At 61.1% G+C, this 19,716-nt stretch carries 20 protein-coding genes and 1 tRNA gene; 9 read left to right on the top strand and 12 right to left on the bottom strand.

Annotation, left to right across the window (positions count from 1 at the left end; all coding sequences use genetic code 11):
- Positions 1–9: 9 nt before the first annotated feature.
- The 8 genes from KDC96_RS12595 to KDC96_RS12560 form a co-directional block, all read right to left on the bottom strand.
- Positions 10–1,383, bottom strand: a complete 1,374-nt coding sequence (locus KDC96_RS12595) for a M48 family metalloprotease (RefSeq protein WP_371815487.1) — start codon at positions 1,381–1,383, stop codon at positions 10–12.
- A 4-nt stretch (positions 1,384–1,387) separates the two neighbouring features.
- Complete coding sequence (locus tag KDC96_RS12590) at positions 1,388–2,323, bottom strand: alpha/beta hydrolase (protein ID WP_212448758.1); 936 nt, start codon at positions 2,321–2,323, stop codon at positions 1,388–1,390.
- A 41-nt stretch (positions 2,324–2,364) separates the two neighbouring features.
- Positions 2,365–3,468: a phosphatase domain-containing protein gene (locus KDC96_RS12585; RefSeq protein WP_212448757.1), complete on the bottom strand. Its 1,104-nt coding sequence runs from the start codon at positions 3,466–3,468 to the stop codon at positions 2,365–2,367.
- Between the two features lie 62 nt (positions 3,469–3,530).
- On the bottom strand, positions 3,531–5,231 hold the full coding sequence (locus KDC96_RS12580; protein WP_212448756.1) for a hypothetical protein: 1,701 nt from the start codon (positions 5,229–5,231) through the stop codon (positions 3,531–3,533).
- A gap of 160 nt (positions 5,232–5,391) precedes the next feature.
- On the bottom strand, positions 5,392–5,823 hold the full coding sequence (locus KDC96_RS12575; protein WP_249171790.1) for a DUF2141 domain-containing protein: 432 nt from the start codon (positions 5,821–5,823) through the stop codon (positions 5,392–5,394).
- A complete protein-coding gene (locus KDC96_RS12570; protein ID WP_249171789.1) occupies positions 5,820–6,581 on the bottom strand; it encodes a sterol desaturase family protein in 762 nt (253 codons plus the stop codon). Before KDC96_RS12570 ends, KDC96_RS12575 begins: the two co-directional genes overlap by 4 nt.
- Before the next feature lie 40 nt (positions 6,582–6,621).
- On the bottom strand, positions 6,622–7,113 hold the full coding sequence (locus KDC96_RS12565) for an MmcB family DNA repair protein (protein ID WP_212452659.1): 492 nt from the start codon (positions 7,111–7,113) through the stop codon (positions 6,622–6,624).
- A gap of 57 nt (positions 7,114–7,170) precedes the next feature.
- The gene (locus tag KDC96_RS12560; RefSeq protein WP_212448754.1) at positions 7,171–7,578 is read right to left on the bottom strand and encodes a hypothetical protein; all 408 of its coding nucleotides are present in this window, start codon (positions 7,576–7,578) and stop codon (positions 7,171–7,173) included.
- 144 nt (positions 7,579–7,722) lie between these two features.
- Between KDC96_RS12560 and KDC96_RS12555 the strand changes: the two genes are divergently transcribed.
- Positions 7,723–7,799: transfer RNA gene (locus tag KDC96_RS12555), tRNA-Arg, on the top strand.
- 215 nt (positions 7,800–8,014) lie between these two features.
- Here the strand turns inward: KDC96_RS12555 and rtcR are convergent.
- Positions 8,015–9,601 carry an RNA repair transcriptional activator RtcR gene (gene rtcR / locus KDC96_RS12550; RefSeq protein ID WP_212448753.1) on the bottom strand — a complete coding sequence of 529 codons (1,587 nt, stop codon included), beginning with the start codon at positions 9,599–9,601 and terminating at the stop codon, positions 8,015–8,017.
- A 268-nt stretch (positions 9,602–9,869) separates the two neighbouring features.
- Between rtcR and KDC96_RS12545 the strand changes: the two genes are divergently transcribed.
- The 4 genes from KDC96_RS12545 to rtcA all read left to right on the top strand — a co-directional run bounded on the left by KDC96_RS12545 (position 9,870) and on the right by rtcA (position 15,253).
- On the top strand, positions 9,870–11,429 hold the full coding sequence (locus tag KDC96_RS12545) for an RNA-binding protein (RefSeq protein WP_212448752.1): 1,560 nt from the start codon (positions 9,870–9,872) through the stop codon (positions 11,427–11,429).
- A gap of 746 nt (positions 11,430–12,175) precedes the next feature.
- The gene (locus tag KDC96_RS12540; RefSeq protein WP_212448751.1) at positions 12,176–13,402 is read left to right on the top strand and encodes an RtcB family protein; all 1,227 of its coding nucleotides are present in this window, start codon (positions 12,176–12,178) and stop codon (positions 13,400–13,402) included.
- Between the two features lie 43 nt (positions 13,403–13,445).
- Positions 13,446–14,240 (top strand): nucleotidyltransferase domain-containing protein, encoded by a 795-nt coding sequence (locus KDC96_RS12535; protein ID WP_212448750.1) that lies wholly within the window; start codon positions 13,446–13,448, stop codon positions 14,238–14,240.
- The gene (gene rtcA, locus KDC96_RS12530) at positions 14,237–15,253 is read left to right on the top strand and encodes an RNA 3'-terminal phosphate cyclase (RefSeq protein ID WP_212448749.1); all 1,017 of its coding nucleotides are present in this window, start codon (positions 14,237–14,239) and stop codon (positions 15,251–15,253) included. Before KDC96_RS12535 ends, rtcA begins: the two co-directional genes overlap by 4 nt.
- Before the next feature lie 138 nt (positions 15,254–15,391).
- On the opposite strand, the gene KDC96_RS16720 is transcribed toward rtcA, so the two are convergent.
- The 3 genes from KDC96_RS16720 to KDC96_RS12520 are packed head-to-tail and all read right to left on the bottom strand — an operon-like array spanning position 15,392 to position 17,184.
- Positions 15,392–15,742 carry a DUF6527 family protein gene (locus tag KDC96_RS16720; protein WP_371815559.1) on the bottom strand — a complete coding sequence of 117 codons (351 nt, stop codon included), beginning with the start codon at positions 15,740–15,742 and terminating at the stop codon, positions 15,392–15,394.
- A 19-nt stretch (positions 15,743–15,761) separates the two neighbouring features.
- Positions 15,762–16,955: a ThiF family adenylyltransferase gene (locus KDC96_RS12525; RefSeq protein WP_212448748.1), complete on the bottom strand. Its 1,194-nt coding sequence runs from the start codon at positions 16,953–16,955 to the stop codon at positions 15,762–15,764.
- The gene (locus tag KDC96_RS12520) at positions 16,930–17,184 is read right to left on the bottom strand and encodes a multiubiquitin domain-containing protein (RefSeq protein WP_212448747.1); all 255 of its coding nucleotides are present in this window, start codon (positions 17,182–17,184) and stop codon (positions 16,930–16,932) included. Before KDC96_RS12520 ends, KDC96_RS12525 begins: the two co-directional genes overlap by 26 nt.
- Before the next feature lie 172 nt (positions 17,185–17,356).
- Between KDC96_RS12520 and KDC96_RS12515 the strand changes: the two genes are divergently transcribed.
- The 4 genes from KDC96_RS12515 to KDC96_RS12500 are packed head-to-tail and all read left to right on the top strand — an operon-like array spanning position 17,357 to position 19,631.
- Positions 17,357–17,551, top strand: coding sequence for a transcriptional regulator (locus KDC96_RS12515; protein WP_249171788.1), 195 nt, complete (start codon positions 17,357–17,359; stop codon positions 17,549–17,551).
- Positions 17,552–17,562: 11 nt separating this feature from the next.
- The gene (locus KDC96_RS12510; protein WP_249171787.1) at positions 17,563–18,189 is read left to right on the top strand and encodes a GNAT family N-acetyltransferase; all 627 of its coding nucleotides are present in this window, start codon (positions 17,563–17,565) and stop codon (positions 18,187–18,189) included.
- Entirely contained in the window at positions 18,186–18,662 is a 477-nt protein-coding gene (locus KDC96_RS12505; protein WP_212448744.1) for a helix-turn-helix domain-containing protein, read from the top strand. The genes KDC96_RS12510 and KDC96_RS12505 overlap by 4 nt, the downstream gene beginning before the upstream one ends.
- A 24-nt stretch (positions 18,663–18,686) precedes the next feature.
- Positions 18,687–19,631 (top strand): ImmA/IrrE family metallo-endopeptidase, encoded by a 945-nt coding sequence (locus KDC96_RS12500; protein WP_212448743.1) that lies wholly within the window; start codon positions 18,687–18,689, stop codon positions 19,629–19,631.
- The last annotated feature ends 85 nt before the right edge of the window (positions 19,632–19,716 follow it).

The raw sequence follows: 19,716 nt of genomic DNA, 5'->3' as shown, positions 1-19,716 counted from the left end.
GAGGCGACCCTAGCGCCGGTCGCGCAGCCGTTCCAGTTCGGAGCGGGCCTGCAGCGCGACATCCTGCGCCCTGATCCAGTCGGGCGACCCCACCGGCAGACCGGCTTCGGCCGCCTGCGCGTTGCGGAGCGCTTCGGGATAGCGTTGCGCCATCACCTGCTGTTCGGCGCTGGCAAGACGCGCGCGGGGGATGTCGCCGCGCGCGGCATAGACCACGCCGAGCTGGTACCAGGCGAAGGGATTGAAGCGATCGCGCGCCACCGCCGCGCGCAGCACTTGCTCCGCTTCGGCGTAATTGTCCTGATCCTCGGTGGCGATCAGCGCGTGACCGAACATCGACGCGATCAGGGGCTCGCTCAGCGACAGCTCCGTGGCGCGCCGCAGCGGATCGAGCGCTTCTCCGGGTCGCCCGGATTCGAGCAGCACCTGGCCCTTGAGCTCGAGGTAATACGGGTTGTCGGGAGCGGTCGCGAGCAGCGCATCGGTTTCGGCTATCGCCCGGTCCGTCCGCGCATCCTTGTGATAGGCGTAGGCGCGGGCGTAGCGCGCGGCATCGCTGGTGTCGCTTTCGGGATAAAGATTAAGCGTGCGCTGGGGCTCGGCGAGATAGCCGTAGAGCTTGGCCTGCACCCGCTCGAACCGGGCTTGCAGCTCCGGATCTTCCGGCGTTGCCCACGCCGCGTCTTTCTCCAGCACTTCGCGCAGCGTGGCGATGCGATCGCCCGACAGCGGGTGGGTGCGGCCGTAGGCGGCTTCGTCGGCCTGGCTGTAGCCGCGGCGAATTTCGAAATTGCGCAGCTTCTCGAAAAACGAAATCATGCCGCGCCCGGAGATGCCCGCGCCCGACAGATAGCGTACCCCGGCAAGATCGGTCGCGGCCTCCTGGTTGCGATTGAAGGCGAGGAAGCTGCCGAGTGCAGCCTGCTGACCGGCCATCATCGCGCCGATTGCCGCGTCGCCCGCCCCGGCCAGCGCCGCGCCGACGCCCAGCAGCAGCGACAGGATCGTGATGCCCTGTGCGCTGCGCACCCGTTCGTCGAAACGCACCACATGGCCGGCGGTGATGTGGCCCAGTTCGTGGGCGATCACGCCCTGCACTTCGTTGGCGGTTTCGGCCGCGTTGATCAGGCCGGCGTGAACGTAGACGACCTGCCCGCCCGCAACGAAGGCGTTGATCGAGGTGTCGTTGATCAGGACGATTTCGACATTCTCGGGCTCGAGCTCGGAGGCCTCGACCAGCGGCGCGGCCATGTCGCGCAGCAGCGCTTCGGTTTCTGCATCGCGCAGGATCGACTGCGCCGCCACCGGCTGGACCGCCCACAGGCAGGTCGCGACGAGGGCGAACGCATACGCGAAAAGGGCTGGGAAGCGGCGCATCGCCATCGGCCTAACGTGTTTCGGCCTGAACCGGAACTGAAGTTTCGTCCCGTCTGGTCGCCGAGAGGGCGAATTCGGCGATCAGATCGTCGACGTCGCGGCGCGAACGCCACGGTGCAGCGAGCGAAACCAGCGGGTCGTTGTGGTTCATCGCCGGGTAGAACCTGGTGGTCACCCTGCCGCCCGCTGCCGCGATCCGCTTCGCCAGCTCGCGGGTGTTGCGCGGTTTGACCAGCGTGTCCTTCTCGCCGTGGATCAGCAGCAGTGGCGGCGCATCGGCGCGCACGTGATTGACCGGCTGGGTCGCTGCGGGGTCGTCCGCGTCCCCGAACGATGCGATCGCGCTGTCGCTGTCGAACGGGTAGAAATCGTACGGACCCGCGAGCCCCACCACGCCTGCCAGATCGTCTGCCGCAAGGCCGCGCCGCCCGAGCCATTGCCGCTCGAGCGCAACCTGCACCACGTTGTATGCCCCGGCCGAATGGCCGACCAGAGTGATACGGTCGGGATCGCCGCCATAGCCGGCGATTTCCGCGCGGGTCCAGGCGACGGCAACCGCCGTGTCTTCGAGCATCGCCGGATAGACCGCGTCGGGGTGCTTGCGATAGCCCGCGAGCACCACCACGAACCCTTTTGGCACAAAGGCACGCGCGAAAAATCCATAATCGGCCGGATCGCCCGAGTTCCAGCTGCCGCCATGGACAAACAGCAGCACCGGGAGCGGGGCGCCAGACGGATCGCGCGATTGCGGGCCCCACACGATCAGTTTTTGCGCCGGATGGTCTCCGATCGAGATGGCGGCCTGCATCCTCCCACCCGCATCGCCGCCCGCCAGCCGATCGACCGTGGAAAGCACCGCCGGGCCGTTGCGCGCGATGGCAAACTGCAACGCGGCGCCGCCGCCGGCGATGAGCAGCACGATGATACCGAAGGTCCACCACACCATCCGCTTTCCTTTCCGCCTGCGCTCCGGTTCGGCCGGTCCGCTCACGACACCTCGCCTGCGCGGATGATATCCTCGACGGCGGGATCCTCTGCCAAACCGATCTGCGCAAGCAAGTCATGCGCGTCCGAATAGTCGCTTCCCATCCAGAACGGCACGCCGGCCTGCTCGATCGACGATCGCGCTGCCAGTTCCGCCTCGCTTGCCGCTGCGAGCGAAATTTCCCGGATGAACACCGCCGCGACCCTGCCGGGAAGGTCGGCCACGACGCCGCCGAAAGCGATCAGGTCCTTCTGCGTGTCGTCGCCCACCAGCACGAAGCGCAGATCGGGATATTGGTCGATGATCCGGTCGATCGCCTCGCGCTTGTGCGACCCGTGGCCTTCCGACCCCAAGGTCGCGCGATTGAAGCCCCAATCGCGCAGCATGACCGGGCCGATCGGCAGGTCGCGCTGGCGCTTGAACGCGACCAGATACGAAAACAGGTTCCAGGGGCTCGATGAGACGTAGAACACGGGCCGATGCTGCACCGGCAGTTCGCCTCCAGCGAGATCGGGCGGCGGCGCGATGGCGGCGGCTGTCCCGCCTCCCAGCACTCCGTAGAAATCCCGCGCGCCCGGAACCAGTTCGCGTGCATGTGGCATCTGCGCCATCACCCGCTTCCAGTTGCGGGCGATCACGCGAACATTGCCGGTGATGCCTGTTTCGACGATCGTATCGTCGATATCCGAGATCACCGCGAGGCCCGCCTTGCGTCCGGGAGCGAGAATGTAGGCTTCTGCCTCGCCAGCGTCATGCTCGCCCGCGACCGCGTTCCAGCGCAGGGTCGCCGTTTCCCACCGAGTGAATTCGGGACGCGTGTGCGGCGCGGGGAATGCGAGATCGAAGTGGGCAAATCCTTCGGGCCCGGTCGCAACGCGCCGGGTCACGGATGCGCCATCGTCCTGTCGGTACTCGAACTCGATCTCGACGCCCGGCACCTCGTGCGAGGCATACTGGCGCACCATCGTTCGCAAATCGGACAGGAAATTGCGGCTTTCGAACACCGGTTCGCGCGAACGCAGCGCCCGCGCGGTCAGGAACAGCCGCTCCTCGCCTCGAAACCCGAAATAGGGCTGCACACGCAAGGGGGCTCGACCGAACAGCATCGGCAGCCGCCTAGCGCTCTTCGCCCGGCGCGCCAAGTCGGCCCGGGCCAGCGCGATGTCCGTCAGCCGACCAGCTTGCGCGCAGCGCGTTCGACCAGCGGCAGATCCTCGGGCACCTCGCCGATCAGCTCGACCTTGCCCGCGCCGTCGCGGCGGATCATCACCAGGCCGAATTCGGGGCCTTCGCCCGCCAGGGCATCGATCGTCAGCGCATCGAGTTCGCGCAGCTTTTGTGCCAGCGCATGGCGTACCGCATCTTCGGGCTCTACGGTCTTGCCGTTCTCTTCGCGGCGCAGACGGCGTTCGGCCTTGACCACGCCCTTGAGACCGCCCTCGGCCTCGCTCAGGAAGTCGGCAAGCGAACCGCGGGCCAGTTCGAGCCGGTGCGCGTGGCTGAGTACGGCGGCATATTCGGTCAGGCGGGTCTTGTCGTAATCGCTGCCGAACACGAGCTTGACCACCGGGGTCATCGGAGCGCGCTCCTGAACGGTGAGGCCGCTTTCCTCGATCAGCTCCTCGTATTCCTGCGGCTCGGCCCTTGCGGCGAGCGAGAAATCGTAGGCGCGGCCGACCGCGGCATAGAGCGCGTGGCGGCTGCGATCCTCCGAAGCGCGCGCATTCTGCGCGAGTTCGCGCGCCGAGGCGAGGCAATCGTGCAGTCCGGCATCTGCGGGCAGATCGTCGGACAGGTCCGGAGATTCGGGGTCGAATTCCTGCGCCTCTGCAAGCGGCGCGGCGTCTTCCTCGGCGGAGAACTCGGGTTCCTGCGCGTCGGCATCGGGCGTTTCGAAATCGGCGGGATCGAACTCCCCGCTGCCGAGAACGAGTGCCTTCTTGGTCGGAGGTTCGATATAGTCGGTAAGCGATGCGAAACTGTAGGCGGGGCTTTCCTCGTCTTCGTCTTCGTCTTCGTCCGCTTCGGGATCGTCGAGCCGGTACTGGCTGAAATCGGGAAGATCGGGTTCGTCGGCGTCTTCGTCGCCATCATCGGTGCCGCCGACCAGCGAAGCCAGCGAGCCATCGAAATCGTCAATGTCGTGCGTTTCCTCGACCGGTTGTTCGGCAACCGCAGAATCTTCCATGTCCGCCAGCGGCGAATCTGCCCATTCGGTAACCGGGTCGGCGTGATGCTTTTGCGGTTTGTCTTCGTCCTCGACGGGCTCCTCCGCTTCGAGCGCCTGGTCGATTTCGAGCAACAGCTCGTCCGCAGTCACCTGGTCCGCCATCTCCTTCCAGTTGATGACGCCATAGATGAAATCGATCGTTTCGTCGTCGCTCGAATAGGGCAGCAGGATGCCGCGATAAAGGATCGATGCCCCGCGCTGATTGACGAATTCGGCCTCGAACCCGATCGGCGCCTCGTTGGCGAGGATCTGCATATAGTGATCGGTGATCCGGCTCAGCAGCGAGCGCGGCGGCACATCGGAAAGCCGGGAGATCGGGCCGTCGGCACCGCATTCCTCGCCGAGTGTCTCGCCGAGGTACTGGACGATCGGATCGTCGATCCCGCTCGAGAAATCGAGCAGCACCGAATTCGGTCCGAAATCGTGGAGATTGTGCGGTTCGAGATCCTCGATCGAGGGGAAGCTGCGATCGCCGAGCAGGCTGGCCCAGTGATTGTAGGCCCGCACCTGCATGCGGCGTTCGTCCTGGCCGATGGCTTCGGGCGGAATCTCGCGCGAGCTGCCCTCTTCATGGGCACCCCAATCGTCGCCGTCGTCGGCCTCGTTTCCGGAATCGAATGCGCCCCGCAGCGTGTCCATGGCCAGTTTTGCCCCTTGTTACACCGTTATCGGGAGCGTTCTGGCCCTGCGTGGTAAACATATCCTTAAGTCGCGCCGGAAAGTTGGGCGGAGTGCGGTGCGTCTGACGTCGAGTCGCACCCGCGCCGGCGTGACGTCACTGCGGCGCGGGCGCTTGGGCCTACCAGTAGCGCATCTTGATCGTCAGCCGCTGCTTGTCGGTACCGTGCGTGAACACCGCATCGCCGAACTTGGGCGGACCCATGCTGACCTTGGCGTCGCGCGAAAAGCCGTAGCCTTCCTTCGGGATCATGCCGAGCGTGCGGTCGGCCTTGCCGTTGTTGTTTTCATCGTGAAGCAGCGCGATGGCGTAGTTGCCGGGCTTCACCCCGGTAAACCGGATGGTGACGGTCTGCCCGGCGGGTACGACGGTGCGGTGCGAGTCCGCATCCTTGATGCAGCGCGGAAAAATGCTTTCTTTGGTGGTCATGCAGGCCCGCACCACGCCGTCGGCAGAACGGACATTGGTGACGGTGATGACGACCTCGTTTGCAGCCGCGGGAGCGGCGGAAGTGGCAACGGCACCGGCCGCGAGCAACGCAAGACGTCTCACGCCGCGCGCCGCGTCTGTGCGACGATCCGCCGCGACAGACCCCGATCGGTGCTGCACACGCGATCCCAGAACCGGAAATACAGCCCGAAATTGCATCGATATTCCTCATGGTGCCGTTCGTGATGGCTGGCGGTTATCAGCCAGTTCCCCAACGGCGAATGAACGATCCGGCGCGGGAAAATCTCCCACCCCATGTGGTTGGTCACCCCCATCACCGTCGCGACCGCGAGCACGACGCCGATCATCGCCAGGTGGATCGGGATGACGAACACCAGCGCCGGGATCACGATCGCCCCGGTCACGGATTCGAGCGGGTGGAAGCTCATCGCGGTCCAAGCGGTCGGCGGGCGGCTCTGGTGGTGGACCGCGTGCATCGCCTTGAACAGCGCCCTCGTGTGCATCGCGCGGTGGGTCCAGTAGAACCAGGTGTCCTGCAGGAACAGATAGACCAGCACCGAAACAGGCAGGTACCACAGCGGATAGGCCGCCGGGTCGGTGTACATCAGCGTCCAGCCGTGATGGCGCCACCCCCAGAACACGATTCCCGCGGGAGCACCGTAAATCAGTGCGGCGATCAGCGACCAGCGGATTTCGCGGCCGATCTGGACATCGAGGCCGTCGTACAGCCCCGGGCGCAGCTTCTTCGTCGCCCAGGCGAACAGCCCGCTCGACAGGAAATAGCGCAGCGCGACCATCGCCGCAGTGACGAGGCTGACGATCAGCAGGGCAAGGAGGATTGGCGTTTCCGGGCTGAGCACGATGCCGGTATGCCGCAGTTTCGACCGCCGCGACAGCCCTTTACAGCGGGATTTGCGCGCAGTGCGGATCGAGCAGCCCGGTGTGTCGCCGCATCGCCGCGCGTGCGAGACGTTCGAGCTGCGCCTTGCGCCGTGCGGGCGCGAGTGCGGACAGCGGCGCGTGGCGCAGGATTTCGGCATCGTAGCCGTCGGCCACGATCACCCCGCAATCTTCCGGCTGATACGCCTCGGTCTCGAGCGGCGCGCGATCGAGACCGGGCGGAACGCCCCAGAAGAACCGGTCGCAGAAATCGAGGTAGTCCGGCCACTTGCAATCGCCCAGCAGATCGCCGCGCGCAATCTTGATCTCGACGATCACGATCAGTCCCTTGGCGTCGACCCCCATCAGGTCGGCGCGTCGTCCATTCTTGAGCGGCATTTCGGGCAGGCACCAGATACCGTTGCGCGCGAACAGCCGCATGATGCCGCGCGCAACGTCGCCGGCCGTCACTGCAGCGGGCGAATCGAGCGAAGCGGAAACGGTTTCGACCATGCCCCATTGCTGGAACATACGACGAACACAGTCAAGCAGGGAGCGGCGAATGCCCGGTCAGGCGGCGTCGGCGGACTCGAATCGCGCCTCGACGCCCAACGCGAAAAGCACCACATCGCGCGCCGCGTGGAATTCGCGCCACAGCGCAAGTGCTGGCGCGGCGGCATCCTGGCCGCGGGCGGTGATGGTGCGCAGCGCGGTCAGACCAGGCTGCATCATCGCGTCGATGTCCTCCATGCCCTGCCACGCGAGCTGGCGCTGGGCCTCGCTCGCGGCTGCGAGACGTTCGGAAAACGCCGCGCGCGAAGACCCCGCGCGCTCTGGTGCGATCTGCGCGAGTTCGGCGAGCTGCCCGGCCTGCACGTGCAGCGCGTCCCACCGGTCGGCGAGCGCGCCGAGCGGCCGTGCGGCGCGCTGCACAGTTTCACGCATGATCCGGAACTGGTCTGGGGGTAGTGCGGACATGCGCACCCGATTAGCCATTGCGCCTTGCCGATTGGTTAAGCACCAATGCGCGGTCGACCTGTGCTGCGCCGTCGGGGCGATAATTGGGTAGCGCAGGCGCACCGGAGTTGCTAAGCGCCGCGCCCGGCACCGTTAAGGCGCCACGCACCCGTAGCTCAGCTGGATAGAGCGCTGCCCTCCGAAGGCAGAGGTCACAGGTTCGAATCCTGTCGGGTGCACCAGTCAACTGCGTTAGTGCGTTGATTCTGCGCGATTTCCAAAGAAGCCGTAGAATGCGTTCCTACGATTGACCCCACATAATGTGCGGGCTTGAATGGTCTTTTCGGGGCCGCTGCGGGATGTTCCGACACTACAATACAATTTGAGGGCCTTGGGATTCGGGCGCCTCGATTGCGTCGCACTTTTCGAGAATCGGTTCAGATTGCAGCCGCTCATGTCATTGGGTGATGGCACCCCAGTCCAACCCAAATTTAGCGAGGTATTTCCGCAGGCGATCAGAATCATTGGTCGATGTGCGCTGTTCGCGTGAGGCGGCAAACAGGGTGCGTCCTGCGTCAGAAAGACTGGCCGAGCGTCGGCACACCTTCACCACATAGTCCAGTTGCACTCGGTCGAACGGATCAATCGCCTGAGCCTGATCCTTTCCGAGCAAGTCGGTCAACGCGCCCATCTCTGCCTTGTCGCCTGACCAGAGCCGTGCGAGGCGGGCGGTTTCGAAATCCACAGCCTCGCGGTCGATCCGGCCGGTGGGGCAAAGTGTTGCCATGCGGGTTACGCTGGCGGCTAGGTCGCGGAAATTGCCTTGCCATCGTGCAGACGGGCTCTCGGCAAAAGTGAGATACCGATCCCGCGCTTCCTTGTTGAACGTAACACGCGTGCCTTCACGTTCGGCGAAACGCTCAAGTTCGTAGTCGAGGTTGGGTTCGATATCTTCGCGTCGCTCGGCCAAACCGGGCAGAGCAAAAGTCCATAGGTTAAGTCGTGCGAACAGGTCTTCGCGGAAATTCCCGGCGGCGACTTCATCCATAAGATTGCGGTTGGTTCCGGCGATCAGCTGGAATTCGCTCTTTGCCTCGCTATCCGCGCCAACCGGAAGGAAGCGCCCCTCCTCGATCGCGCGCAGGATCATCGCCTGTTCGTCAAGCCCCAGTTCGCCAATTTCGTCGAGGAACAAAAGGCCCTTGTCAGCACTCTTGAGCAAGCCGGGCCGGTCCTGCACCGCACCGGTGAAGGCACCCTTCTTGTGGCCGAAGAGGGCAGACATGGCGCTGTCGCCCTTCAGCGTCGCACAGTTGACCTCCACGAATGGCCCTTCGACCTGGTGGCGCAGCTTCTTGAGCTCGTAGACCTTGTGCGCGAGCTGGCTTTTGCCTGCGCCGGTCGGGCCCATCAGCAGGATCGGCGCGCGGCTGCGGACAGCAACCTGTTCGATTTCCTCAATCATGCGGTTGAAGGCTGCGTTGCGGGTTTCGATCCCGCTTTTGAGGAAACTGGTGCTTTCCGCGCTCGCCTCAGCGAAGCGACTGGCGATGGAATCGTAACGGGAAAGGTCGAGATCGATCGAGGCCCAGGTGCCGATCGGTTGCGGCGCTCCCCTGCTAGGCTGCGTTTGAAGCAGTTTTCCCGGAAGATAGCGCGCCTCGGTCAGCAGGAAGAGGCAGATCTGTGCCACATGTGTGCCGGTGGTAATGTGGATCAGGTAATCCTGTGAGTCCGGATCGAACGCAAAATCACGCGCGAAATCGAGCAGCTTTCCATAAACCTCCTCGAAGTCCCATGCGTCTTCGAAATCCATGACGTGGGGGACGACCTCGGTCTCGGGCGAAACATCCCGAATATCCTGCATGACGAATTCGGCGAGGCGTCGGTGATAGCTGCCGTGGATCAGCACAAACCGATCCACCCGCAGGTCTTCCTGCATGCAGATGGAGACCGTCGGCCGCCACTTGTTCCAGCGTGACGGACCAAACTTTGCGGCATCGAGTGTTGAGCCGAGAAAACCAATGACAGTAGTGGGCTTCATGCCCGCCTTGATAAAATTTTATCATAAACGATACAAGAGAATAGATATCTCGCAAATTTACGATGCGCTGTTGAGAGGGCTGGGTCTCAAGAAGCGTATATATTTCAGTGCACTATACGAAATCCGCAGTGATCGTCTCGAAATTGGCACGCCTCATGCTCTATCCAAACCGTCGGGTAAGTCGAACACCCGGCGAGACGCGGGAAATGGGCGGCCGGAATGGGCCGGCCGCCCAAAGCCCGATGAAGTTTGATGATGGAGTTGGACTATGGCCAACAAGACGCTTTTTTCCTCGGCGCAGGCGAAGTTCCTGCCGCGCACTGATACAGTGAACCAGGCAGGCGGCAATGCCTATGCCTATGGCCCCGAAGCCCTGCTCGCGCAGCTAGCCGCAACCGGCACTTTGTCGGACGGTTTCTACGCCGATGCGCAGGACCAGCTTGCCAAGGCGCTCGAAGCGGCTTGGGCTGTGGACGCCGAATGGGTCGCCAAGTGTGCGATCTATGCTCGCCAGTCGGGCGCGATGAAGGATATGCCGGCATTGCTGACCGCAGTGCTGTCAATGTCCGATCCGGACCTGATGGTCCCGGTGTTCAAGCGCGTGATCGATAACGGCCGCATGCTGCGCAACTTTGTGCAGATCATGCGTTCGGGCCAGACCGGGCGGACGTCGCTTGGCTCGCGGCCGAAGCGGCTGGTGCGTGAATGGCTGGAAAATGCCTCGACCCGCCAGCTGATGCAGGCGGCAACGGGCAATGATCCGAGCTTGGCCGATATCGTGAAGATGGTTCACCCGGCTCCGGCTTCGGTCGAACGGCGCGCCTTCTATGGCTGGCTGATAGGCAAGCCCTATGATGTCGCGGCGCTGCCAAAGGAGGTCGCCGAATTCGAGGCGTGGAAGGCGGACCGTTCGCGGCCCCTGCCCGATGTGCCCTTTGAATGGCTGACCGCCTTCGAGCTCACCGCGAAGCAGTGGGCTGTGTTGGCAGAGCGCATCGGGTGGCAGGCGTTGCGGATGAATCTCAACACGCTGGCGCGTAAGGGAGTGTTCCAGATCGACGGAGTGACCGAGATGGTTTCTGCGCGGCTGGCCGATCCAGATGCAATCGCCCGCGTGAAGCCGATGCCCTACCAGTTGATGACTGCACTGACTCAGGTCGGTGACGGCGTCCCGCTGGCGGTGCAGGCCGCGCTTGAGAAGGCTCTGGACCTGTCGCTTGCGAAGGTCCCGGTGCTGGAAGGCAATGTCGTAGTGTGTCCGGACGTGTCGGGCTCGATGGGCTCGCCCGCGACCGGCTACCGCAAGGGCGCGACTTCGGTTGTGCGCTGCATCGACATCGCCGCGCTGGTTTCAGCCGCGATGCTGCGGAGCAATTCGCAGACCCGCGTGCTGCCGTTCGAAGTAGACGTGGTGAAGCTCAAGCTTGATCCCAAGGCCCGCGTGGCGGTGAATGCCGCAAAGCTGGCAGGGGTCGGCGGTGGCGGAACGAATGTCTCGGCCCCGCTTGCCTTGCTGAATCGCGAGAAGGCGATGGTCGATTGCGTAGTCATCGTTTCGGACAATGAGTCCTGGTTCGATGCACCGCGTCGGTGGTCCTATGGCGATGCTTCGGCGACGATGAAGGAGTGGAACAAGCTGAAGGCCCGTAACCCGGGTGCGAAGCTGATCTGCATCGACATCCAGCCCTATGGCTCGACGCAGGCCAAGGATCGTAAGGACATCATGAATGTCGGTGGTTTCACCGACGCGGTGTTCGACGCAATGGCACGCTTCACCAATGGCGATGCGAAAGATTGGGTCGAGATCGTCAACGAAGTGGAGGTTTGAAACATCAAAGGTCGCGGCGAATGCCGGGAAGGACTACATCCTGTCACGATGGTGGTCTCTGAAAAGGGGCGCCGGTCTTTCCCAAGTCTCGTCGCCGCGACCTTTGAATAGATTGATTTTGGAAAGGGCCGGGGCAAATGCCGGTGGGACTACATCTCCCACATGATAGGCCCGACGAGTAAAGCGCCCCATGGGAGCAATCCTGCGGGGAGATGTGGGTTCGAATCCCGCCGCTGGAACGTAGCTTAAGGGCCGATTGTCTCACCAACACTCGTTGCCCCGACCTTTTCCAAATTCACGGCGAATGCCGGAAGGACTACATCGACTTGTAATCGCCAGGTCGCGGGTTCGAATCCCGCCAGGTCCACCAATTATGGGCCTGTAGCTCAGCGGATAGAGCAGGAACGTCTTTCCAAAACCTCGTCGCCGTGAACCTGAATACAAATCGCTGGCGGATGCCGGTGGGACTACATGGGTAGAGCGCCTGCGAAAGCAGGAGGTCGGCGGTCCGAGTCCGCCCCCGGGCAACCGGAGTAGCTCAGTAAAGCGTCTCATCAATCACTCGCCGCCAGCACCCCGCGCTCACGCAGCGAAGCGATAGCGCAGAATTACATCAGCGCTGGCGAATGCCGGTCGGGACTACATCGGTAACCAGGCGGTTCGAACCCGCCCCCGCATGGCAGCACGCGGAGAAGTCTCGCCAAAACTTGTCGCCAGCACCTATGAAGAAGCATGAGGAGGTCGCGATGACCCAGACGACGTATGAATATCAGGACGTGGAAGGCGGGTCGCCGATCAAGATGTGGACCCGCGGTGTTCCCGTTGACGACAAGGCGCGTGAGCAGCTCACCAAGGCGGCGAAGATGCCGTTCATCTTCAAGCATGTTGCGGCCATGCCCGACGTGCATGTGGGGATCGGCGCGACCGTCGGTTCGGTGATCCCGACCAAAGGCGCGGTGATCCCGGCTGCGGTCGGCGTCGACATTGGCTGCGGCATGATGGCCGCGCGTACCTCGCTCGTCGCGAGCGACCTGCCTGACAACCTTGCCGGTATTCGCTCCGCGATCGAGGCGGCGGTGCCGCATGGTCGCGATGTCGGGCGCGGCAAGCGTGACAAGGGTTCGTGGGGCGACCCGCCTGCCGCGGTGGTCGATGCCTGGGCAAAGCTTGCCGAACGCTTCGGCCGGATCGTCGCCAAGTATCCGCGGCTCAAGAACACGAACAACCTCGTGCATCTGGGGACGCTGGGAACCGGCAACCACTTCATCGAGCTGTGCCTCGATACCGAGCAGCGTGTGTGGGTCATGCTCCACTCCGGCTCGCGCGGGGTGGGTAACGCGATCGGCACGTTCTTCATCGAGCTGGCCAAGCAGGACATGCGCAAGTGGCATATCAACCTGCCGGATCAGGACCTCGCCTATTTCCCGGAAGGGACCGACCATTTCGACGATTATGTCGAAGCTGTCGAATGGGCGCAGGACTTCGCAGCGCTCAACCGGCGCGTGATGATGACGCACGTGCTCGACGCGCTGCGCAGCCAGATCGCCAAGCCTTTCGAGGCCGAATGCGAAGCGGTGAATTGCCATCACAACTACGTGACGCGCGAGCACCACTTCGGCGAAAACGTGCTTGTGACCCGGAAGGGTGCGGTGCGGGCGGCTAAGGGCACGATGGGCATCATCCCCGGATCGATGGGGGCGAAAAGCTTTATCGTGCGCGGGCTCGGCAATGCCGAGAGCTTCGACAGCTGCTCGCACGGCGCGGGCCGGGTCATGTCCCGGACGCAGGCGAAGAAGCTGGTGAGCCTCGACGAGCATATCGCCGATACCGCCGGCGTCGAATGCCGCAAGGACGAGGGCGTGATCGATGAAACGCCCAAGGCTTACAAGCCGATCGAAGCCGTGATGGCCGCACAGGCCGACCTGGTTGAGATCGTCCATACCTTGAAACAGGTGGTGTGCGTGAAGGGGTAACACCCTTCACGCCGCTACCGCCAAGAGACCAAAGATAATTTCGATGCAGGATACGCTAGCCATCGCGCCCGAAGTGCGCGCCGATATCGAAGCCCGTCTCGCCCGTGTGGCGAGCGAGGACGGCGTGCGCCTGCTGATGGCGGTGGAATCCGGTTCGCGCGCTTGGGGTTTTCCATCGCCTGACAGCGATTACGATGTACGCTTTCTCTACATCCGGCCTCGCCGGGACTATCTCGCGCTTAAGCCGGTCCGCGATGTGGTCGAACGGCCCATTGTCGATGAGATCGATCTGAACGGCTGGGATATTCGCAAGGCGCTGGGCCTTATGCTCAAGCACAACGCGGTGCTGTCGGAGTGGATCGAAAGCTCGATCCGCTACATTGCTGACGATCCGGTGGTTGAGCAGCTTGCTGACCTTGCCAACCGCCACTTTAACCCTCGCGGCTATGCCTTGCATTATGCCAGCCTTGGAAGGAGCTCGGCAGATCGCTGGCTCGGACCAGGCGGCGAGATCGCCGTGAAGCGCTATTTCTATGCGCTGCGACCGGCGCTCTCTGTACGTGCGCTGCGCCTCGATCCGTCAAGGCGTCCGCCGATGAGCATGGTGCCTCTGATGCAGGCGGCTGACCTGGATCGGGTCTTGGTGGATCAGGTTGATGAACTGATCGCTCGAAAGGCGAAAACCAACGAAGCGGGAAACACCATTAGGCTGCCCGATATCGAACGGTTGGTAGCAGATGAGCTCTCACGCGCTGGCGAAGTGCCAGAGCGCACCGACAACACGAACTTTGCGGAAGAGGCCGAAGCGCTTTTCCTTGAATTGGTAGAAAAAGAATGATCACGATCGACGGCTCCGAGGGTGAGGGTGGCGGACAGGTGTTGCGGTATTCCGCAGCCCTTTCGCTGCTGACCGGCGAGCCCTTCACCATCCAGAACATCCGCGGGGGCAGGGCTAAGCCCGGCCTGATGCGCCAGCATGTCACCGCGCTGGAAGCGGCCTGCGCCATCGGCGGAGCGGAATGCTCCGGGCTGACGGTTGGTGCGAGCGAACTGACCTTTCGGCCTGGCAGCGTTTCGCCGGGTGAATATCATTTTGCCGTCGGCACAGCTGGTTCGACCGGGCTGGTACTCCAGACCGTGCTGGTGCCGTTGATGCTAGCCGATGCGCCGTCGAAACTGGTGATCGAGGGCGGGACGCATGCGATGGCCGCGCCGCCGTTCGAATTCCTGCAAAAGACGCTGCTGCCGGTGCTGGAGCGGATGGGCCCACAGATTTCCATCACGCTCGAGCGTCACGGCTTCTACCCGCGCGGCGGCGGGTGCATTGTCGTGGACATCGATCCAGCGCCGCTGCGCCCGATCGAATGCGTGACGCGCGGCGAGTTCAAGGCTGGCAAGGTAGAAGCGCTGGTTGCCGGAATTCCGTTCGACATCGCTGATCGCGAACTGAAGGCGGCGCGCAAGGTGCTGGCCGAATGGCCGGACGAAGCCTTCGCTCCAGTGCAACTCCCGGCCGAGAATGGCCCGGGGAATGCCCTGCTCATGGAAGCCGAATTCGAACATGTCACCGAAGTCATGTCGGGTTTTGGCAAGCTTGGCGTACCTGCTGAGCGCCTGGCAAAGACAGCGGCCAGGCGGATGGCCGGTTATCTGGCGTCGCAGGCCTTTGCTGGACCTTACCTCCAAGACCAGTTGCTGCTGCCGTTCGCAATGGCGGGCCGTGGAGCGTTCACCACAGTCAAGCTCAGTGAGCACACCCGCACCGCAGTGAAGCTGATCGAACGATTTTCGGGGAGGGATTTTCGCTTCTCGGAAACCCGCGACGGAGCACATTTGGCAGAGGTTTGCTGATCGGCGCGAAGTGGGCCGTCAGCGCGCTGACTGGAGCCTTGCTTGCAGGCTGGGCAATCAGACGTTGAGCAGGCTCGCAATTTGGCTGGAATTCTGCTTCTGCGCGAAGGCATGAAGCAGCCAATGCTGCTGTCTGATTTACCGTGTGATCCATCTCCAAAGGCGCTTCCACCATGGAGCGTAGAGATCGTCGTAATGGCGTTTGCGGCGAACCTGTTCGGCTCGCCTACCTGCTAGGATTTCTTCTTCTGTCCATTGCGCACACCATTCAACTTGACCATTCGTAATGAAATAGTGCGAGCGGCATGGCCTCTGCCAGTTGCCGATGGAAGGGCGCAGCGTAGGTCTAGAATCCGGACCGGCCAAACGCCATTCAGTTGGAAGGATAGGCGTGCGTATCTTCGAACCGCAACCACACGCGCACAAATGCGCAGCGGTCTCGAATTCGTCGGACACATATAATATCCCAGGCTCGAGCTGCTTCGGCATGAAATGGACGCGCTCTACCTCAAAGTTCATCGATCGATCTCACGTTGATGATGCTTAGGTCCGTTATTTCAAAGAGACTGTTGAGACTTCCCTCATCACTTCGGTAGAATTTGCGAATCTGCTTATAGCGGATCATGGCAAGACAAGCGTTCAGTGCGTTGAGTTCACCGATTTGGATGTTGTCGCGATAGAGATTGTCCGCGCCATCTGCCGTCTCGGCCAATCCTTTAGCTTTTAGCTCACTTGCGGTGACAGGCTGGAAATATGTGGTCCGCATCATTCCGCTAATAGGCCCATCCTTGCGCTTTAGGCCCATTCCGACGTCGATGAACGGGATGCCGAGCCCGATCAGTAGGTCGAAGATTTCGTTTCGCGCGGAGCCTTTGTCGACGCAAACGAAAGCAAACGTAACCCCCTTGAACTCATCAACTGACTCGCTTGTGATGTAGGTGGCCTTTAGCGTGAGGCCATGCCGGAAAGGTTCGTATCGCGCTTGATAGACATCCGCCTTATTGCGGCCGAGTTCTTCCTTGTCGAGCTTCCCTGGCGATCGGTAGGCGTTATGGACGTGAAAATCGTCGCCATCAAACCCGACGATTTCCGGAATTCGGGCCTTCACCGCATAGTCGAGGAGGAATGCACCTGTACCACCCAGCCCGATGATTGCGATTTTCTCGTTGGCAAACCCCACATTAAGTTCCGCGATGCCCGCTCTGCTGGTCAATGTGTCCTGGAGTTTGAATATCGAATCCGTCACTTCGGTCTTGTCTGCTCTGTATGTGTAGGGCGTGACTCCATACTTCTCGATCGCCGGACCAGAAATAATGGTAACGTAGCTCTCTATTTTAGCGAAATGGTCGACGAATTTTCCGGTGCTCTTTGGCTTATTCGAGAACGAGCGCTGCACGACAAAGTCAGAATGCTCAGTAGCCAACGCGATGGAAGTCGCTCCACCACCTAAGTTCGGAATGGGTTGACCTTTGAGGTCATGCGGATGCGACCCTGCAAAATAGATCTGGTGATCGTGCTGTTGCATCACCTCGCCATCGACCGCCACAAGTTTGGAAACAATTGCGCCTGACTCCAAATTCCCAGCCGAGTCCAGATAGGGAATGTCCCTCACAATGAGGTGGCCTTGGTCGAAAGCGACGGCGTAACCTCGCTCGACAAGTCGAGCGAGGTCCGGATTACGACTGACCAGTTTCTGAAACACTGAACCGCATCCCGTCTTTGATCTTCACCGAAGCGCCAGCAACGAGCGTGCCTTCCGGCTTGTTGCCCACGCCCCTCTTATAGGTCACCGAGTAGGTGATGCTGGGGTTGTTGGCGTAGCCGGGCTCTTCCAGCGTCACGACCTCTTCGTAACTGATCTCGCCCTTCGGCCAGGGGTGAGGAGTGCCCTCGACGTAGATTGTCACTTCCTTCTTTTCGTCTTTGGCCATGTGGCTGCCTTTCATGTTGTGACACGCCACCATGTTCAGCGCCGCTTCATCACTGAATGGCTAGATAATAGCTAGAAAATAGCTAGTCAACAGCTATATGACATTGACATTTTGGCTGCGCAGTGTATGGCGACTAGCCAAATGGAGACAGGACATGACGACAAAGAGGACAATGACCCTGAATCTCACAGACGCGGAGATGCAGGTGGTCGAGGAGTTCAGCGCCCGGAAGGACATGAGTAAGACGGCTGTCATGCGGCAGGCGCTTCGGCTTTATCAATTGCTCGAAGCGCGCGTCGAGAAAGGCGACAAGCTCTATGTCGAGAACGAAGTGACGAAGGACAAAGCTGAGATAATGATGGTATGAGCGCGTGGCCTATGAAGGTTGCTCTGCTCGATACCGCGACAGGAGAAGCGCGCGAAGCTGAGCTGCATGCATCGATTACCGAGAAGCAGCTGACCGATGTAGAGGGCGAGTGGAAGCCGGCGCTCTATGACCGTTTCCGCGACTTCAAACGGTCAGGAAAGCCTGTGGCCGAATGGCCTGGCACCGAGAACGCGCATTGGAACTGGCGACAGAAAGTCGAGCAACTCCAGGGCCTGCTATCGCATGATGGCTACTGCGTAACCTGCCAGGATACGACCGAGGGTTTGATGCTGATCGATACGACCGGCTATCGCTGCCGGTTGCCTGAAAACGAGAAGCGCAATCTCGTATATATTGACTACGTCGAGAATGCGCCCTGGAACAGACCGGAACTCGAGCAGAGGCCTCGTTATCGGGGTGTAGGCAGCATTTTAGTTCGCGCTGCGATCGAACACAGCCTCGCCGAGGAATTTAAGGGTCGCATCGGACTGCATGCTCTTCCGCAAGCAGAAGCGTTCTACGGTGCGACCTGTGGAATGACCGATCTCGGGCCCGACCCAGCAAAACAAGGACTACGTTATTATGAGATGACTTCTGCGCAGGCAGAAGCGTTCATCGCGAAAGGAAACCACCGATGAGCATGGAGATCAGCAAGGAATGGTGCCTTAGAATGGCTGAGCTCGAAGGCGATGCGTCCATCGCCGCAGGAGCATTGGCTTTCGATCCAATCATGGAAGACACGCCTAAGGATAACAATGAGGACGAAGCGAATGTCGCCTTTGGTCGATTTGTGCGACTTATGAGGCGTTCGAGAAGAATGTCGCGGGAGGAGCTCGCGCAGAATGCTGATATTGATATATTAGAACTCATCGAGATCGAGGACGACGTTCGGCACAAGCCAGATGTCCGGTCGGTTTATCAGCTATCCGGTGTGTTCAAGGTACCTAGCGCAAAGCTTATGCAAGTTGCCGGGTTGGCGAAGGCGCGTAATGATAACATCGAAAGGCAAATGGAACGATTTGCTGCACGCTCCGATCCAATGGCAGAACTGACGAACGAAGAACGCGCTGCGTTGGAAGAATTTGTCTCGCAGTTAAGTGCGGACAATTGATACGACGTTGCCAAGGGGGCAGAATTGGCAAAAAACCGAATTCTTTCGGAAAGAACGGCGGCTGATATCGATCGGCGGGTTGCGAAGGTCCTAGATGGACTTGGCAACCCAGAGCCTCCGCTCACGCTTGCCGATGTCCGTCAGCTCCTCCGTCTCGACAGGCAATTTTACACGACGGCTGACACTAGTGCAGTTCGAGAGACTGTGAGCCGGATCAAGGTCGCGACAGTTCAAATTTACGAGCGGCCCAAACTCCTCCTAGATGCCATCAAAAAAATGTCGCTAAAAGCGCTCTATCTTCCAGACCAGCGGCGAATTCTTCTCGATCAGGACGAACCTGAGTTAAAGCACCGATGGAATGAAGGGCACGAGATCGGCCATAGTTTGCTGCCTTGGCATCACGACGTCATGCTCGGAGACGATGGCTTCACCCTCTCACACGATTGCCACGATCAGATCGAAACTGAGGCGAACTACGCCGCTGGTCAGCTCTTGTTTCTCCAAGGTCGCTTCGCAAATGAGGCGATGGATCTCGCTCCGACGCTTGAGAACGTAAAGGGTCTGAAGGGCGCTTTCGGCAATACGTTCTCGACAACTCTCTACCGCTTTGTCGAACTACGCGGTCGGGAAGTACCAATGGTGGGGATGATTAGTGCTCACCCCCATCGATCAAAGCGTCCAGCTGGCTTTGATCCAGCCAAGCCTTGCCGGCATTTCATTCAGTCGCCAGCATTCGCCGAACGCTTCAGCCGCCAATCAGAAGTCGAGCTTTTCCGAACGATCGCAAGTTATTGCGGCGCGCAGGGCGGCGGGCCGCTTGGAGAAAGCGAATTGATTCTCAACGATGACAACGGTGCCGAACACCGATTTTTCTTTGAAACATTCTTCAACCGATATGACGCTCTTACCCTTGGATCTTATCTCCAGCCGGAACCCACCAAGATATTGGCAGCGGCATCGACTTCTTAGCTTTTCGAGCAAACAAGATCTGTTCTTTGTGGTCTTCTTGATATGTTCGGAGACCACACCCAACCGCAAAGTTCTCTACGGCCCA

The sequence above is a fragment of the Erythrobacter sp. JK5 genome (assembly GCF_018205975.1).
Taxonomy (GTDB): domain Bacteria; phylum Pseudomonadota; class Alphaproteobacteria; order Sphingomonadales; family Sphingomonadaceae; genus Erythrobacter.
The sequence above is the reverse complement of the archived record's forward strand: the minus strand, read 5'-3'. Positions and strand labels throughout refer to the sequence as shown.

Coding starts and splice junctions, on each gene's coding strand:
- KDC96_RS16720 (WP_371815559.1), bottom strand. CDS start 15,742: ATGCCGAAGCAGCTCGAGCCTGGGATATTATATGTGTCCGACGAATTC.
- KDC96_RS12540 (WP_212448751.1), top strand. CDS start 12,176: ATGACCCAGACGACGTATGAATATCAGGACGTGGAAGGCGGGTCGCCG.
- KDC96_RS12535 (WP_212448750.1), top strand. CDS start 13,446: ATGCAGGATACGCTAGCCATCGCGCCCGAAGTGCGCGCCGATATCGAA.
- KDC96_RS12560 (WP_212448754.1), bottom strand. CDS start 7,578: ATGTCCGCACTACCCCCAGACCAGTTCCGGATCATGCGTGAAACTGTG.
- KDC96_RS12565 (WP_212452659.1), bottom strand. CDS start 7,113: ATGGTCGAAACCGTTTCCGCTTCGCTCGATTCGCCCGCTGCAGTGACG.
- KDC96_RS12515 (WP_249171788.1), top strand. CDS start 17,357: ATGACCCTGAATCTCACAGACGCGGAGATGCAGGTGGTCGAGGAGTTC.
- KDC96_RS12585 (WP_212448757.1), bottom strand. CDS start 3,468: ATGCTGTTCGGTCGAGCCCCCTTGCGTGTGCAGCCCTATTTCGGGTTT.
- rtcA (WP_212448749.1), top strand. CDS start 14,237: ATGATCACGATCGACGGCTCCGAGGGTGAGGGTGGCGGACAGGTGTTG.
- KDC96_RS12590 (WP_212448758.1), bottom strand. CDS start 2,323: ATGGTGTGGTGGACCTTCGGTATCATCGTGCTGCTCATCGCCGGCGGC.
- KDC96_RS12545 (WP_212448752.1), top strand. CDS start 9,870: ATGGCCAACAAGACGCTTTTTTCCTCGGCGCAGGCGAAGTTCCTGCCG.
- KDC96_RS12595 (WP_371815487.1), bottom strand. CDS start 1,383: ATGGCGATGCGCCGCTTCCCAGCCCTTTTCGCGTATGCGTTCGCCCTC.
- rtcR (WP_212448753.1), bottom strand. CDS start 9,601: ATGAAGCCCACTACTGTCATTGGTTTTCTCGGCTCAACACTCGATGCC.
- KDC96_RS12520 (WP_212448747.1), bottom strand. CDS start 17,184: ATGGCCAAAGACGAAAAGAAGGAAGTGACAATCTACGTCGAGGGCACT.
- KDC96_RS12510 (WP_249171787.1), top strand. CDS start 17,563: ATGAAGGTTGCTCTGCTCGATACCGCGACAGGAGAAGCGCGCGAAGCT.
- KDC96_RS12580 (WP_212448756.1), bottom strand. CDS start 5,231: ATGGACACGCTGCGGGGCGCATTCGATTCCGGAAACGAGGCCGACGAC.
- KDC96_RS12505 (WP_212448744.1), top strand. CDS start 18,186: ATGAGCATGGAGATCAGCAAGGAATGGTGCCTTAGAATGGCTGAGCTC.